This is a genomic window from Nonomuraea sp. NPDC004702, from assembly GCF_053601695.1.
In genome coordinates, this window is sequence record NZ_JBSGCE010000135.1 from 1 (window position 1) to 12,894 (window position 12,894).

General features: G+C 69.1%; 11 protein-coding genes and 1 pseudogene. 6 read left to right on the top strand and 6 right to left on the bottom strand.

Annotation, left to right across the window (positions count from 1 at the left end):
* Positions 1 to 409 precede the first annotated feature (409 nt).
* Positions 410 to 841, bottom strand: a complete 432-nt coding sequence (locus ACWEJ6_RS52915; RefSeq protein WP_452433274.1) for an NUDIX domain-containing protein — start codon at positions 839 to 841, stop codon at positions 410 to 412.
* A 383-nt stretch (positions 842 to 1,224) separates the two neighbouring features.
* Between ACWEJ6_RS52915 and ACWEJ6_RS52920 the strand changes: the two genes are divergently transcribed.
* Together ACWEJ6_RS52920 and ACWEJ6_RS52925 are read left to right on the top strand one after the other, a co-directional pair.
* On the top strand, positions 1,225 to 1,524 hold the full coding sequence (locus ACWEJ6_RS52920; protein ID WP_452433275.1) for a transposase domain-containing protein: 300 nt from the start codon (positions 1,225 to 1,227) through the stop codon (positions 1,522 to 1,524).
* 3 nt (positions 1,525 to 1,527) lie between these two features.
* The gene (locus ACWEJ6_RS52925) at positions 1,528 to 2,577 is read left to right on the top strand and encodes an IS4 family transposase (RefSeq protein ID WP_452433288.1); all 1,050 of its coding nucleotides are present in this window, start codon (positions 1,528 to 1,530) and stop codon (positions 2,575 to 2,577) included.
* Between the two features lie 345 nt (positions 2,578 to 2,922).
* Here the strand turns inward: ACWEJ6_RS52925 and ACWEJ6_RS52930 are convergent, their stop codons facing one another.
* Both ACWEJ6_RS52930 and ACWEJ6_RS52935 read right to left on the bottom strand, forming a co-directional pair.
* Complete coding sequence (locus ACWEJ6_RS52930) at positions 2,923 to 3,864, bottom strand: hypothetical protein (RefSeq protein ID WP_452433276.1); 942 nt, start codon at positions 3,862 to 3,864, stop codon at positions 2,923 to 2,925.
* A 3-nt stretch (positions 3,865 to 3,867) separates the two neighbouring features.
* Positions 3,868 to 4,206, bottom strand: coding sequence for a hypothetical protein (locus ACWEJ6_RS52935; protein ID WP_452433278.1), 339 nt, complete (start codon positions 4,204 to 4,206; stop codon positions 3,868 to 3,870).
* A gap of 146 nt (positions 4,207 to 4,352) precedes the next feature.
* Here ACWEJ6_RS52935 and ACWEJ6_RS52940 point away from each other — a divergent pair, with 146 nt between their 5' ends.
* Positions 4,353 to 7,949, top strand: a complete 3,597-nt coding sequence (locus tag ACWEJ6_RS52940) for a CHAT domain-containing protein (protein ID WP_452433279.1) — start codon at positions 4,353 to 4,355, stop codon at positions 7,947 to 7,949.
* A gap of 1,158 nt (positions 7,950 to 9,107) precedes the next feature.
* On the opposite strand, the gene ACWEJ6_RS52945 is transcribed toward ACWEJ6_RS52940, so the two are convergent.
* Together ACWEJ6_RS52945 and ACWEJ6_RS52950 are read right to left on the bottom strand one after the other, a co-directional pair.
* Positions 9,108 to 9,365: a hypothetical protein gene (locus ACWEJ6_RS52945; protein WP_452433280.1), complete on the bottom strand. Its 258-nt coding sequence runs from the start codon at positions 9,363 to 9,365 to the stop codon at positions 9,108 to 9,110.
* Positions 9,362 to 9,775, bottom strand: a complete 414-nt coding sequence (locus ACWEJ6_RS52950; protein ID WP_452433281.1) for a hypothetical protein — start codon at positions 9,773 to 9,775, stop codon at positions 9,362 to 9,364. The genes ACWEJ6_RS52945 and ACWEJ6_RS52950 overlap by 4 nt, the downstream gene beginning before the upstream one ends.
* A 914-nt stretch (positions 9,776 to 10,689) precedes the next feature.
* Between ACWEJ6_RS52950 and ACWEJ6_RS52955 the strand changes: the two genes are divergently transcribed.
* The 3 genes from ACWEJ6_RS52955 (at position 10,690) to ACWEJ6_RS52965 (ending at position 12,215) form a co-directional block, all read left to right on the top strand.
* A complete protein-coding gene (locus tag ACWEJ6_RS52955) occupies positions 10,690 to 11,292 on the top strand; it encodes a hypothetical protein (protein ID WP_452433283.1) in 603 nt (200 codons plus the stop codon).
* A gap of 369 nt (positions 11,293 to 11,661) precedes the next feature.
* A complete protein-coding gene (locus ACWEJ6_RS52960) occupies positions 11,662 to 11,790 on the top strand; it encodes a hypothetical protein (protein ID WP_452433285.1) in 129 nt (42 codons plus the stop codon).
* A gap of 212 nt (positions 11,791 to 12,002) precedes the next feature.
* A complete protein-coding gene (locus ACWEJ6_RS52965; RefSeq protein WP_452433287.1) occupies positions 12,003 to 12,215 on the top strand; it encodes a hypothetical protein in 213 nt (70 codons plus the stop codon).
* A gap of 369 nt (positions 12,216 to 12,584) precedes the next feature.
* On the opposite strand, the pseudogene ACWEJ6_RS52970 reads toward ACWEJ6_RS52965, so the two are convergent.
* Positions 12,585 to 12,806: pseudogene (locus tag ACWEJ6_RS52970) on the bottom strand (IS256 family transposase); the annotation flags it as partial.
* Between the last annotated feature and the right edge of the window lie 88 nt (positions 12,807 to 12,894).

Here is a 12,894-nt window from a genome sequence, read left to right on the forward strand (position 1 = left end):
GGAACCCCCTATCACCGCCGGTCAGCAGGTCAATCCGACCGGCATGGTCGGCTACGTCTGGGAGATCGCGGGCCGGTGGGGCATCTCCTACCGCGCCGCCGCTCTCCTGCCGACAGACACGGAGCCGCTCCGTGCCTGACATCACGCACACTGGCCGCACGGCCGCCTGGAACACCCCGCCACCCCGGTGGAAGTACACCCGCCCCGGCACCGTCACCTGGCCGGCAGTTCCCGAGGGGACGGCATCCGCCTGGTCCGCGACGCGGCCTGTCCGCCACCGGCCTCGGCCCCGCACGTCACCCCGGCGCCGCGCGGGCGGATCGACGGCCTAGCCGAGCGAGGCTGGCCGCTGGCCGTCTTGGACCGCCACCTCCCGGCCGCGCTCACCCCCGGCGGCCTGCGAGCCGCCTCACAAGCCGATGGCGGCCTTCGATCCCATGTAGGAGCCCACGCCGGGGAAACCAGCCTGGGACAGCTCGGCGAAGCGCTCGGAGAAGCCCAGCGTGGGCAGGTCGGTGAGCTTGACGAATTCGACACTGCGGATCGGGCGGGCGTCGGCGCCGACGGTGACGTCACCCACGACCCCGCCGGTGCGGGTCACTTCGAAGGTCACGTGGACAACGTTGGCGGGCAGGTGATCGCACACGTACAACAGGCGGCCCACGGCGACCCGCAGCCCGGTCTCCTCCCGCATTTCGCGCACCAGCGCGTCCCCCAGCCCTTCGCCCCGCTCGACCTTGCCACCGGGCAGCGACCACGACCGCCCGGTGTCAGTGTCCTGGTTGAGCAGCAGGATGTGATCACCCTCGATGAGAACGCCGGTCACCCGTACGACCTTCATGCGGACAACCTACCCCCAGGGAGTGACGGATGACGGACAGTGACCGCGGGAGGGTCCTGATCGCCGCAGGGGGCTGGACGCCCGGGTCCATCCCTGGGCCCGCCATCTGCCCAAGGAGTTCCTGCCCGTCCAGGGCCGGCCCGCCTTCGCGCACCTGCTGAAGGGGATCGCGCACACAGGCGCGAGGCACGCCGTTACGATCTACCCCTACTACGAGGGGTTCGCCCCCTGGGCTCGTCACGCCTTCGGCTCGGACGACTTCTAGCCCCAACGCCGTTCAGTTAAGGGAGAGGGCTGTTCGTCAAGACCGGTGAACAAAACAGCGGAGCCGCTGTAGAAGAGGGGTGTCACTCCAAGACATCCTCAGCACAGGAGCTCCGCTGTTGGAACAGATTGCCATACAACGAACGGCCGGGGTAGCCGGTGGGGTGTTCGCGCCGGGGCACCTGGGCGAACTGACCCGGATCATCCCGTTCGAGATGGTCGATGAGGTGCTGGCGGAAACTCACGCGCAAGAGCGCGGGGTCCGGCTGGTGCCGGCTCGTGTCACGGTCTACCCGCTCCTGGCCGCGGCCTTGTTCACCGGCCTGGGCTACCGGCAGGTGTTCGATCGGATGTGCGCCGGACTGGCGGGCCCGGCACCGGTACGGCCCAGCGGCAGCGCTCTTCGCCAGGCCCGCTAACGGCTGGGACCAGCCCCGATGAAAGCGCTGTTCGACCTGATCAGCGGCCCCGCAGTGACAACCGCCGCCGCCGGATGGTGGCGAGGACTACGAGTGGTCACCGTCGACGGCACCCTGCTGCCGGTCCCGGACTGCCCGGCCAATCTTGCGGTCTTCGCCCGGCAGCGGCTCGGCAACGGGATCTCGGGATACCCGCAACTGCGGCTGACCGCGCTGGTGGCCCGCGGGACCCGGTCGCTGATCGCGGCCGTGTTCGGGCCGGCCGCCATCGGCGAGCTCGACTACGCCCGCTGCCTGGCGGCGAACCTGCGGGCCGGGATGCTGCTGCTAGGCGACCGGAACTTCGCCGCCGCCGATTTGCTCAACCAGATGGCCAGCACCGGCGCCGCCCTGCTGGTGCGCTGCAAGTCCGGCCGCAACCTGCCCGCCGTAGGCCGCTGCCGGGACGGCTCGTTCCTGGCCCGGCTCGGCGCGCTGACCGTTCGCGTCATCGACGCCGAGATCACCATCCGCACCGCGGCAGGCAGCAGGACCGGCCATTACCGGCCGCTGACCACCCTCACCGACCCCTCGGCCCACCCGGCGGCCGACCTCATCCGGCTCTACCACGAGCGCTGGGAGATCGAGACCACCTACGCCGAGCTGAAGTCCACCATCTTGAGCGGGCACGTCCCGCGGGCGCACACTCCTGCCGGTATCGAGCAGGAGGTCTGGGCGCTGCTGACCGTCTACCAGGTCCTGCGCACCGCGATGACCGACGCCACCGACAGCGTCCCGGGCACCGACCCCGACCGGGCCGGCTTCACCACCGCTCTGGCCGCCGCCCGCGACCAGCTCATCCTGGCCGCCGGACTCAGCACCGGCAGCGACATCGACCTGATCGGCGTCATCGGCCGTCAGGTCCTGGCCCACCTCCTGCCCGCCCGGCGAGTCCGCACCAAAGACCGCATCGTCAAACGCGCGATCTCCAAGTACAACGCCCGCGGACCCGCCATCGACCGGACCACCTACAAAGCCGCCATCAGCATCACCATGATCCCGGCCAGCCCTTGACACCGCCGTCCCAGCCCTAACTGAACGGCGTTGCTTCTAGCCCCGCCTCACCATCGGGGTGGACGACGGAGTGGACCAGTTGATCCGCCGCGCCGGGCCGTACTTCACGCTGCGGCCGTGTCGGGCGGGGCGGCAGAACGGATCACGCAACCGTCCAGACCGCCATGATCCTGAGCAACGCGCCCGCGCCCGCGCACGTCAACGCCGGCGGCTGGTCGGGCATCCTAGAACGGGCCCGGCTGCCGGCCTCCGGGCGGAAGACTGGCGCGTGATCGTCGGTGGCGGCAGCGTCGAAGGGCTGGCCGCGGCGTTTGGGGCGGCTGGGTCACCGGGGCGATGGCACCGTCACGGCGGAGGTGTGGCGGGGGGCCGGCTACTGGTGAGGAAGCGGGTGACCGTCGCGCCGAGGTCGGTGGTGGGCCGGCCGGCGTGGTCGATGCCCAGGTGGTCGGCCAGGCCCGCGACGTGCAGGCGGACACAGGCTTCGACGAGCGTCGCGTAGGCGTCGGTGGCGCTTCTGACACGGTGCTTAGACACCATGGCCAGAACCGCCGCCGTGGGCAGGGCGGGCCACCACCAGATCGTCAGAGGGAGGTAGAGCAGCGCCCAGCCGCCCAGGGTGGTGGCGCGGGCCAGGGCGACGCGCGCTTCACCGATCTCGGCGCGGACGGTATCTGGCAGGTGCAGCCACAGGTGCGGCCACACCGTGGCCAGGTCCAGCTGCAGGTCACGCTCAAGGCGGAGCGCGACGGCGTGCGTCCGGTCGCCGCTCCAGGTGGGCCGGTCCGGGGGTTCGGCGCTGATGCGCTCCACCGCCCGGCGGGCCCGGTGGCGCGGTGCGGGGTCGGCTCGCCGGCCGTGTGCGAGCGCGTCCGCGTCCTGTTCGCGTACTCGCTGATGGACCGCGTTCTTCGCGCTCCAGCGACGGGCCCGACGAGCGACCAGCTGGCCGGCCGGCAGCCGCAGCGGCCACGGCCAGGTACGCCAGCCGGCGGCCAGCACCACGTACTCGAGTGCCGACCCGCACGCCTGGGCCACCAGGCCCGCGGCCGCAGCCGCGGCCAGGATCGCCCCCAGCACAATCACCTGCCCGCCGACGGTCCCGACGACAGGAGAGCGCGCCCACATGCCGATCTCGGCGGTGAGCCAGCCGAGGTTCAGGGCGTGAGCGTGTCCCAGAGTGCGGGCGGCGAGCGCGACGGCCAGGAACAGGGCACCGGGCAGCACCAGCAGTGACAACCACCGTTCGGCGATCTTCTTACCGAGCTCGCTCAGCAACGCGTTCACCGGCTACAACCGGTCCAGGCGCATCGGATCACCACTGATCGCGCACCGAGGCGTGTCACCGACCGGATCGGGCCACCGGTAGTGGGAGCAACCGTGCCGCCCGGGGCACAGGTACACCTCCTCGCCCGATCGGCTCACGTCGATCCCCACTGGCCAAAGGCTTCGGGTGCCGTACAGGCCCAGGTGGTCGCCGGCGGCCAACATCGCCTCGTGCAGGGCGCGCAGCGGGCCAACGGGGTCGCGACCGTGCTTCAGAGCCGCGAGGACCCTGCGCAGCAGGCGAGGATGCTCGTCGCGCAACTCCTCCAGGTGGGCACAGACGTACGCCACCGCGTCGGCCACGTTGTCAGCGGAAGGACTGGCTTCTTGAACCATTGCTCTCCTGTTCGCCGGGGGGGCAAGCGGCTACGACGATATCGTGCGAATCCTCCCCGCAAGATCGACCGCGTGATTAGCCTCTTCCTTGGGCGTCGGTCGAGGAGGGGTCAATGGGAGAGCGTGAGGAACTCGTCCAGGTGATCAAGGCCAGGCTGGAGCGGTTGTCCGATGACGGCCTGGCATCGGTGCTGGATCCCGCTCTCCTGGCGCAGGCCGCGGCACTGTTCCGCCTGCTACGGGACGACGACGGGGACATACATGCCCGGTACGTCCTTGGCTGGTTGCACTGGTTCCGCTTTCATGCCTTGCCCGAGGGCGAGGGCGGGCAGGATCTGAGCGTCGCCGTCCTGATGCTGACTCCCTGCTTCGCGTGCGGCGTCGGGAACCTGCCCGAGCCGCTCCTGCCCATCATGGCCGAGCAGGCGGCTCCTCCGGCCATCGCGATGCTCGAGCGCGTTCTCGCCTCACCCGACCCGACGTTGCTCGGAGGGACGCTCGACCTGTGGCGCGCCATTCTGAACGCCACGTCCACCGATCACCCAGACCGCGCGATGTACCTGAACAACTTGGGCGTCGCACTGGCACTCCGGTTCGAGCGGAGCGGGGACCAATCCGACCTGGACGAGAGGATCGAGATCGCGCGTCAAGCGGTGGCGGCCACGTCCGCCGACCACCCTGAGCGCGCGATATATCTGACCAACCTGGGGAAGTCGCTCAACATCCGGTTCGAGCGTAACGGGGACCAATCCGACCTGAACGAGATGATCGAGGTCGCCCGTCAAGCGGTGGCGGCCACGTCCGCCGACGATCCCAGCCGGGCGACGCGTCTGCACAACCTGAGAGGCTCTCTGCGGGCCAGGTACGAGCGAACTGGAGACCGAGCCGACCTAAACGAGGCGATCGAGGCCGCCCGTCAGGCGGTGGCGGCCGTCCCCGCCCACCATCCCGACCACGCGATGTACTCCGACAGGCTGGGCGACCTGCTAAGGATCCGGGTCATGCGGACCGAGCGGCAGGCCGACCCCGACGAGGCCATCGAGGCCGCCCGAGAGATGGCGGCGCTCACCCCCGCCGGCCACCCCGAGCACGCGATGGTCCTGGACCACCTGGGGAACATGCTGCGCACCCGCTTCGAGCGGAGCGGGCACCGGGCCGACGCGGACGCCTCCGTGGCCGCCGGCCGCCAGGCGGTGGCGGCCACGGCTGACCGACTGGACCGTGCGCTCTGCCTGTGCAACCTCGGCGGCGCGCTGGTACTCCGGTCGGAGCTCACCGGGGACCAGGCTGACCTGGAGGAGGCGATCGAGATCGAACGCCAGGCGGTGGCCGACATCCCCGACCGCCACGCGGACCGCGCGATATCGCTGTCCGGCCTGGGCGCAGCGCTGCTGCGCCGCTTCGAGCGGAGCGGGGACCGGCCAGACTTGGACGAGGCGATCGAGACCCTCCGCCAGGCGGTGGCGGCCACCGACGGGCACCCGGACCTCGGGATGTTCCTGTCCAACCTGGGAGCGGCGTTGAGCCTCCGGTTCGAGCGCACACAGAACCAGGACGACCTCGACGAGGCGATCGAGACCCTCCGCCAGGCGGTGACGCTCAGCCCGGCCGACCACCCCAACCAAGCGATGTTCCTCAACAACCTGGGCAACGCGCTAAGAAGCCGGTTCGAGCGGACCGAAAGCCCGCTAGACCTGAACGAGGCGATCGAGACCCTCCGCCAGGCGGTGACGCTCAGCCCGGTCGACCACCCCAACCGAGCGATGTATCTGAACAACTTGGGCAACGCGCTGAGGAGCCGGTTCGAGCGCACCCAGGACCGCGACGACCTCGACGAGGCTATCGAGGTCACGCGTCAGGCGGCCGCGGCCACCCATCCTGACCAGCCCAACCTCGCCATGATCCAGTCCAACCTCGGAACCGCGCTAGTGCAGCGGTACGTGCTGACCCAGGACCAGGCCGACCTGGATGAGGCGGCGGCCGTCTACGAGCAGGCCTTCGAGCTTCGTTCGTCCCCGCCGTCCGTTCGGGTGCGGGCGGCCAAGTTCGCCGCCTACGTGGCGGCCGCATCGGATCCGGGCCGGGCGGCCGATCTCCTGGAGGGAGCGGTACGGCTGCTACCCGAGGTGGCTCCACGCTACCTCGAACGGGCCGATCAGCAACACGCGATCGGCCGGTTCTCCGGACTCGCCACCACCGCCGCCGCCTTCGCCCTGACCGATCCTGACGCTCCCGCCGACCGGGCCGCCGCTCGCGCGCTGAGCTTGCTGGAGGCAGCACGAGCGGTGCTGCTCAGCCAAGCCCTGCACACCCGCAGCGACCTGACCGACCTGCGCGAGCGACATCCCGACCTGGCCGACCGGTTCACCCGGCTACGTGACCTCCTGGACAGTCCCGCCGATGCCGCTCCCTCCCCTCCCACAGGGGGAGAGGCGAACCCCAATCCGGCGTCAGCCGAGCACGCGGCACGTGACCGACGCCGGCTGGCCGCCGAGTTCGCCGACGTGCTGGCCGACATCCGCGCGTTGGACGATTTCGCCTCCTTCGCCCTGCCACCCACCACGGAGGAGCTGCTGGCCCAGGCCCGATCCGGGCCGGTGGTGGTGTTCAATGTCGGCGCGCACCGCAGCGACGCCCTGCTGCTCACCGGCGACGGAGTGGCCGCCCTGCCGCTGCCCGCCCTGACCCCGGACGCGGTCGCCGGCCGGGTCACCGACTTCCACGACGCCCTGCGGATCATCACCGACCGCGAGGTGCCCCGCAAACAGCGCATGGAGGCCCAGCCACGGGTGCGCCAGACCCTGGAGTGGCTATGGGACGTCGCCGCCGAACCGGTCCTGCGCGCCCTGGGCTACGACCGGCCGCCCGAGCCAGGCCAGGAGTGGCCGCGCGTGTGGTGGGTGCCGGGAGGGCGGCTGGGCCTGCTCCCCGTCCACGCCGCCGGCCACCATACCGACCCGCCGGGCGAGCAACGGCGCACCGTGATGGATCGGGTCATCTCCTCCTACACTCCCACCATCGGCGCGTTGAGTCATGCCCGCCGGCGGATCGACGACCACCTCCCCCGATCGGACCGGACGCTGGTCGTGGCGATGCCGACAACGCCCGGACTGCCCAAAGAGGGCCGCCTACCCAACGTGCCCGACGAGGTGAAGCTGCTACGGTCTCGGCTACCTCGCCTGACGCTGCTCGCCGACCTCGATTCCGACATCGCCCCCACCGCCGGGCCGGCGACAAAGGCCAACGTCCTGGTCCACCTACCCGATGCTACGATCGCGCACTTCGCGTGCCATGGGCACCTCGACCCGGCCGACCCCTCACGCAGCCGACTGCTACTGCGCGATCACCAGGACGATCCATTGAGCGTGGCCGGCCTGGCCCCCATCGCGCTGGAACAGGCCCGACTCGCCTACCTGTCAGCGTGCGGCACCGCCACCACGGCCGACTCCGTCCTGCTGGACGAGGCCATCCACCTGGCCTCGGCGTTCCAGCTCGTCGGCTTCCCCCACGTCGTCGGCACCCTGTGGGACATCAATGACCAGATCGCCGTCGAAATCACCGAATCGTTCTACGCCGGGCTGGCCGCCGAGGAAAACGTCCTCGACACCGGCCGGGCCGCCCACGCCCTGCACCACGCCGTCCGCACCGTCCGCGACCGGTACCCCGCCACTCCGTCCCTGTGGGCCGCCCACATCCACGTCGGCGCTTAACCCGTCATCCCTGGTAGCGCGTCTCGTCGCTGCACGGGGACGTCGGAGTTCTGGAACATGACGACCGGATGCCCGCGATAGCCCGCCCCGCCGCCCAATCCCCAGCGGCCGGCGCACATCACCCAGGCGCCGCCCGTTCCGCTGGCCGATAACACACACATGATCCCGCCAACTCCGCTCGCCTGGGCCAAGAGCCTGGCCAACGGCATCAAGGGGCCACGCGTGCTGACCTAGAACAGCGACGGGCACCCCTCATACCCGCGTAACACCTGCGCGACCGACACCATCGACCGATATCTGATCCCCAGGACGCAACCCCGCGCCCAGCACGGTCTGCCGCTGAATCGTGTGAGGCTCTGGACCGCCACCCCGTCCAACAAGCGCCGCAACCCGGCCTCCCAAACCTCGGTCAGGTCGAACCGCGGCCGGCCATCGAGAGGCGCCATGTGCTTCGAGAGCCCAGCATGAAAACAGGAAGATAGGCGTTGCACCACTGGTCAGACACAGCCCCGTGTGCCGCTCCGCTCTCGTGCTGCGCCGCCAGGTTCGTGGCCGTTCCCCTTACGTGGTCGGCCATCGACCACCACACGACCCGAGCCGCCTCGGGGCCGAGGCCAAACCCGAGCACGCCGCTCATACCCAGCCGCTGCTGTCGGCCCCAGGCGGTATCGGTACCGGCCTTGAAGCGGCGAGAGATTGGATGGACTGATCAACCGATAGCAGCAAGCGACCTGAGCAGACTCGCGTACATCAACCTACAGATCACAGCTCTCCGCACCCTCTCAGACTGGACGCGCCCCGGCGCCGAATCTCCGCCTGCCCTCCCACGTTTCCAGGAGCGGCAGGCCCACCGCGTACCGCCGGAGGAAAACCGCGGTCGCGGTGTCCGCAGCCGCGACGGTGTCCGGGGGGCCCTCTGCGACCACCGCACCTCCGTCCGGACCGGCTCCGCGCCCCAAGTCGAACAACCAGTCCACGGACGCGGCCACGGAGATGCCATGCTCAGCTACGACGACGGTGCTGCTCGAGCCGAGCAACACATCGAAGGCGTCAACCACCCGCTGGACCTCGAACGGGTGCGACCCGAGACGGGTTCGTCGAGAACGACAAGCCCGGCCCTGCGGCCGGCGGCACCTCGCTGAATCACCGAAGCGAGCCTCAGCCGCTGCGCCTCACCCGGGACACCCCTGTGGCGCTCTGACCTAATCGGAGAAAGCTGAGCCCGACCTGGTCCAAGGCTTGCGGGATCTCCCCGAGCTGTCGGATCTCGGAGAACTGCTCCACAGCCTCGGCGACGGTCAGCTCCAGCACATGATCGATGGCCAGCCCTGGATACTTGATTTCCAAGGCCTCCCGCTTGTAACGCCGCCCGCCGCACGCGTCACAGACCACCCACACATCCGACAGAAAGCTCATGTCGACCAGCTTGCGGCCATATCCAGTACAGGTCCCGCAGCGGCAGCCATTCGCGGTGTTGAAGCTGAACCAAGAGGCATTGACCCCGCGCCCCGCACCACGTCGGTTCTGGCGAACAGCCTGCGGACGATGTCGAACGCCTTGCTGTAGGTAGCCGGGTTGGATCGCGGCGTCCGCCCGAACGGCTCCTGATCGACGACGGCGACCCAGCTGAACCCCTCGATGCCGCTCACCCCCCGCACCATGCTGGTCGCCGTTCCGTCCAAGGCGGCCGCCACACTCGCCGCCAGCGCACGAAGCAACCTGCTCACACCACCGCCGCTCACCCCAGCCAGGCAGGCGAGCCAACCAGCGGTGAAACGCACCCGGTCCGCGGTCACGTTGTGCGCACGCAGATCGTGCAGCTCCACCCAGCCGATGTCACCCCCGACCGGGCGGCGGGCCCGGCGTAGCCGCGACCCCTCACCGGCCAGGTAGCGCCCGGTCAGTGATCTCGGGTGGGCGGCCGCATCGGCGTATCATCCCGGCCAGCGCTAACGCTGCCCCAGGTCCCCATGAAGGTCTGACCAGCACACCTTCGTTGAAGTGCTTCGCGGAAGCGATCTGTGCGGGAATCCGCCGCTTCGCGGTGGAGCTCCTGCTGTGGTCCGTTCGCTTGATCTCTCGGTCGAGGCAGGCGTGTTCGGCCATGACCGCCCCTGCGGGAATGAGGGAACTTCGCTCCCGGAGCGGGACTCCTGGAAGGTGCCGGATGGGGCGCTCCTCATAGGCGAGGTGCTCGCCGCACCGGGATACGAAAGCCGCCAGGTAGCGCCAGCGGCTCATGCCGCGGCCGCCGAGCGCGCCCCGTACGTCGGCTCCGAGAAAATCCGGTCCACCCGACTCCTCAGCTGGCGTCAAGTCCCTTATTTAGTGAGCGAGTACGGGCGAAGCCCGTTCCGTATTGATTCTAAAGGTGTGTTGCCGTGCTCGCCGAAGCCTTTACATTGTAGATCAGGACAAGAGGGGCCTTAGCGACAGGGCCGTTGGTCGGGTGATCTTCCGCGTTCGCGGGAACTGGCTGCCGATGAAGCCCTTCCGGCGCGTTCGAGCACAACCACGCGTCCCTGTCCGTCTCCCACGAACTCGGTATCACCCCGACGTTCACCGACGTCAGGCACTGGACGGAAGGATGGTGATCGAGCATCGACTGCGCCTCGCCCGGACGGCATGGGAAACAGCACCGCACCGTCCCCCGCGCCCCCAGAGAGCCTGCACTCCTTCAAATTCACGATCCTCACGCAATACCCTTGCACTCAGGCAAAGGACGTTGCATGCTTCTCGTATGACTCCACGTGAGATGCTCACTGATCTCGCGGCGATCCGCCACCCTATGCCGGTCGCCACCGAGCATGACGAGACCACATCCGAGGCGTTCAACACCGCTGTCGCCGGCGTAGAGGAAGCCCGCGCCGCGTTCGCGGAAAACCTGGACGCGGCATGGGACGCCAGCGGCCCCGGTTTCGATCCCTTGCTGAACACCATCGAAGGCCTGGTCGCGGCCAAAAAGGACGCCGACACACAGATCCGGCTCCTGCTCGCCTACGGCCGCGCCTACGTCGCCCCACGCCCCTACACTCTGGAAACCCTGGGGCGCGCCGCCGACCTCAGTCCCTCCGGCGCCAGTCGCGCCTTCGGGGCCGACGAGGTCGTCGAGGTTGGCGACCGTACCGGCCTACGCCCACCCGCCGCCAAGATCGAGGACTACGATCCCCACGATCCTCAACTCGGCCAGGCCAGCCGCACCCGCTGCACCTGGGGCGGCGGCGACCGCAACAACCGCTGCCCCAACAACCCCAAATACACCGTTACCGACAAGTCCGGCACTCGCTGGGCCTGCTGTGACGATCATCTCCCCCGCTACCTCGCCTCCCGGCCTCCGCGCTGAATCACCATCAGGAAACCGATCGGGTAGCTCGGGCGGTCTCCCCCGACGGGGCTTCCCGCGTAACGTGACGACCGAACCAGGAGGGGCTCGGTCGTGGCAGGAACCACGAGGCGTCGTTCTGATCCGGAGTTCCAGGCAGGGGCGGTGAGTATCGTCAAGGAGACCGGCAAACCCGTCGCGCACATCGCTATCAACGAGTACACCCCCTGTACAACTGCATGCGGAAGGACCGGCACGCGACAGGGCGCGTCGGGTGCGACGGCAACGCAGGCGGCGAATTGAAGGAGGGTGTGGCTCTCCCTCAGTGAGCTCCTGAACTGGGCTTTTGTGGTCGTGACTGTTTGATTCGGGAACCGCCTTTTACTGTGAGTGCAGACCCGTGAGGCGGTGGTGACGGCGAGCTCGTTGCTCGAGGAACTGGCACGACGCGAAGCCGCGGCCCGCCGGCGGATCGAGGAGATCGGCGAGCAGATCGCCGCGCTCACCTCACAGATGTAGGACGAGCAGGACTCTTGTCACGGCTGACGATCACACGGGAGACCGTCGAGGAGATCCTGGGTGAAAGCGGCCCAGCTGCTCGATGAGCCCGATGGACAGGCCGGGGCCGCCGACGCGGCCGGCACCGCGCCGCCGGTGCTGGGTGTGGTGACGGGTGCCGCACTGGCAACCCGGCATGAATACGGCGGTGCTGCCCCGCGTACCGAGACGCGGTGGAGATCATGGCCGATGCCAGGCGGGCGATACGGGCCGGGCAGATCGCGGTGGCGATGGGACTGCCGGATGAGGCGGCCAAGCGGGAAGGGCTACGTTCGAAGCTGAAGCGGCTGGTGGAACGCGGCTGGGTGAAGGAAGAAGGGCCGGGACTGTTCATGGTGACCGAGCCGGTGGCGCGTGAGGTGTCCGCGCGGAACGACGGAGGGTGACGAGACGGCATCGCGCCGTCATCTGCTTCGTCACCGGGCGGGTGATTGCGGCAGGGCTCTTCCACCGTCAGGTTCAAAGGTGCCAACCACATGTCCCTGGTGAGAGAAGAGCCCTATGCGGGCACCGCACGACACCAGCCTGGCCTGACGTCTTTGCGAAGGCGAAGAACACCTTCAACTGGCTCATCGGACAAGTACGGGCCCCGCTATCGAACCAGTCGGGGCCATCCGGCTCCACGGCTCACCAGGAGAGTCCCAAACAAGAGCACCACCACCGAACCCGCGATAGTTGCGTGAGTCAAGCAACGGCATTGAGTTCCCACCCGTCGATTTCGATTGTTTTCGGCAGTCGTGAAGTTGTGGCCGCACGGCTACGGTGAGGACCTCGCGCGGGGCGTGGTAACCGTTGCGCACGACCAGGCGGCGGCCGTGCTCGTCGCGTTCGTCGGCGAAGGCGGCGATGTAGGCGTCGACCTCGGCTTGGAGTGCGGCGGCGAGCATCTTGCGAGCGCCGTCGCGGACGATCTGATCGATCAGCGACGAAGAGTCGGCGGATGCGGGGATGCGGTCGTCAGCGGGCGGCTCGGGCACTACGGTGCTCGTGGGCCAGCGCCGTCCCGGCCCGGTCGAGCACGGCGGTCTGGCTCTCGTTCAGCCGGAACTTGCCCGACAACCGGGC

What these genes read in the sequence shown, in the direction of transcription:
- ACWEJ6_RS52915 (WP_452433274.1), bottom strand. Translation starts at nt 841, where the DNA reads ATGAAGGTCGTACGGGTGACCGGCGTTCTCATCGAGGGTGATCACATC.
- ACWEJ6_RS52945 (WP_452433280.1), bottom strand. Translation starts at nt 9,365, where the DNA reads ATGAGCTTTCTGTCGGATGTGTGGGTGGTCTGTGACGCGTGCGGCGGG.
- ACWEJ6_RS52940 (WP_452433279.1), top strand. Translation starts at nt 4,353, where the DNA reads ATGGGAGAGCGTGAGGAACTCGTCCAGGTGATCAAGGCCAGGCTGGAG.
- ACWEJ6_RS52955 (WP_452433283.1), top strand. Translation starts at nt 10,690, where the DNA reads ATGACTCCACGTGAGATGCTCACTGATCTCGCGGCGATCCGCCACCCT.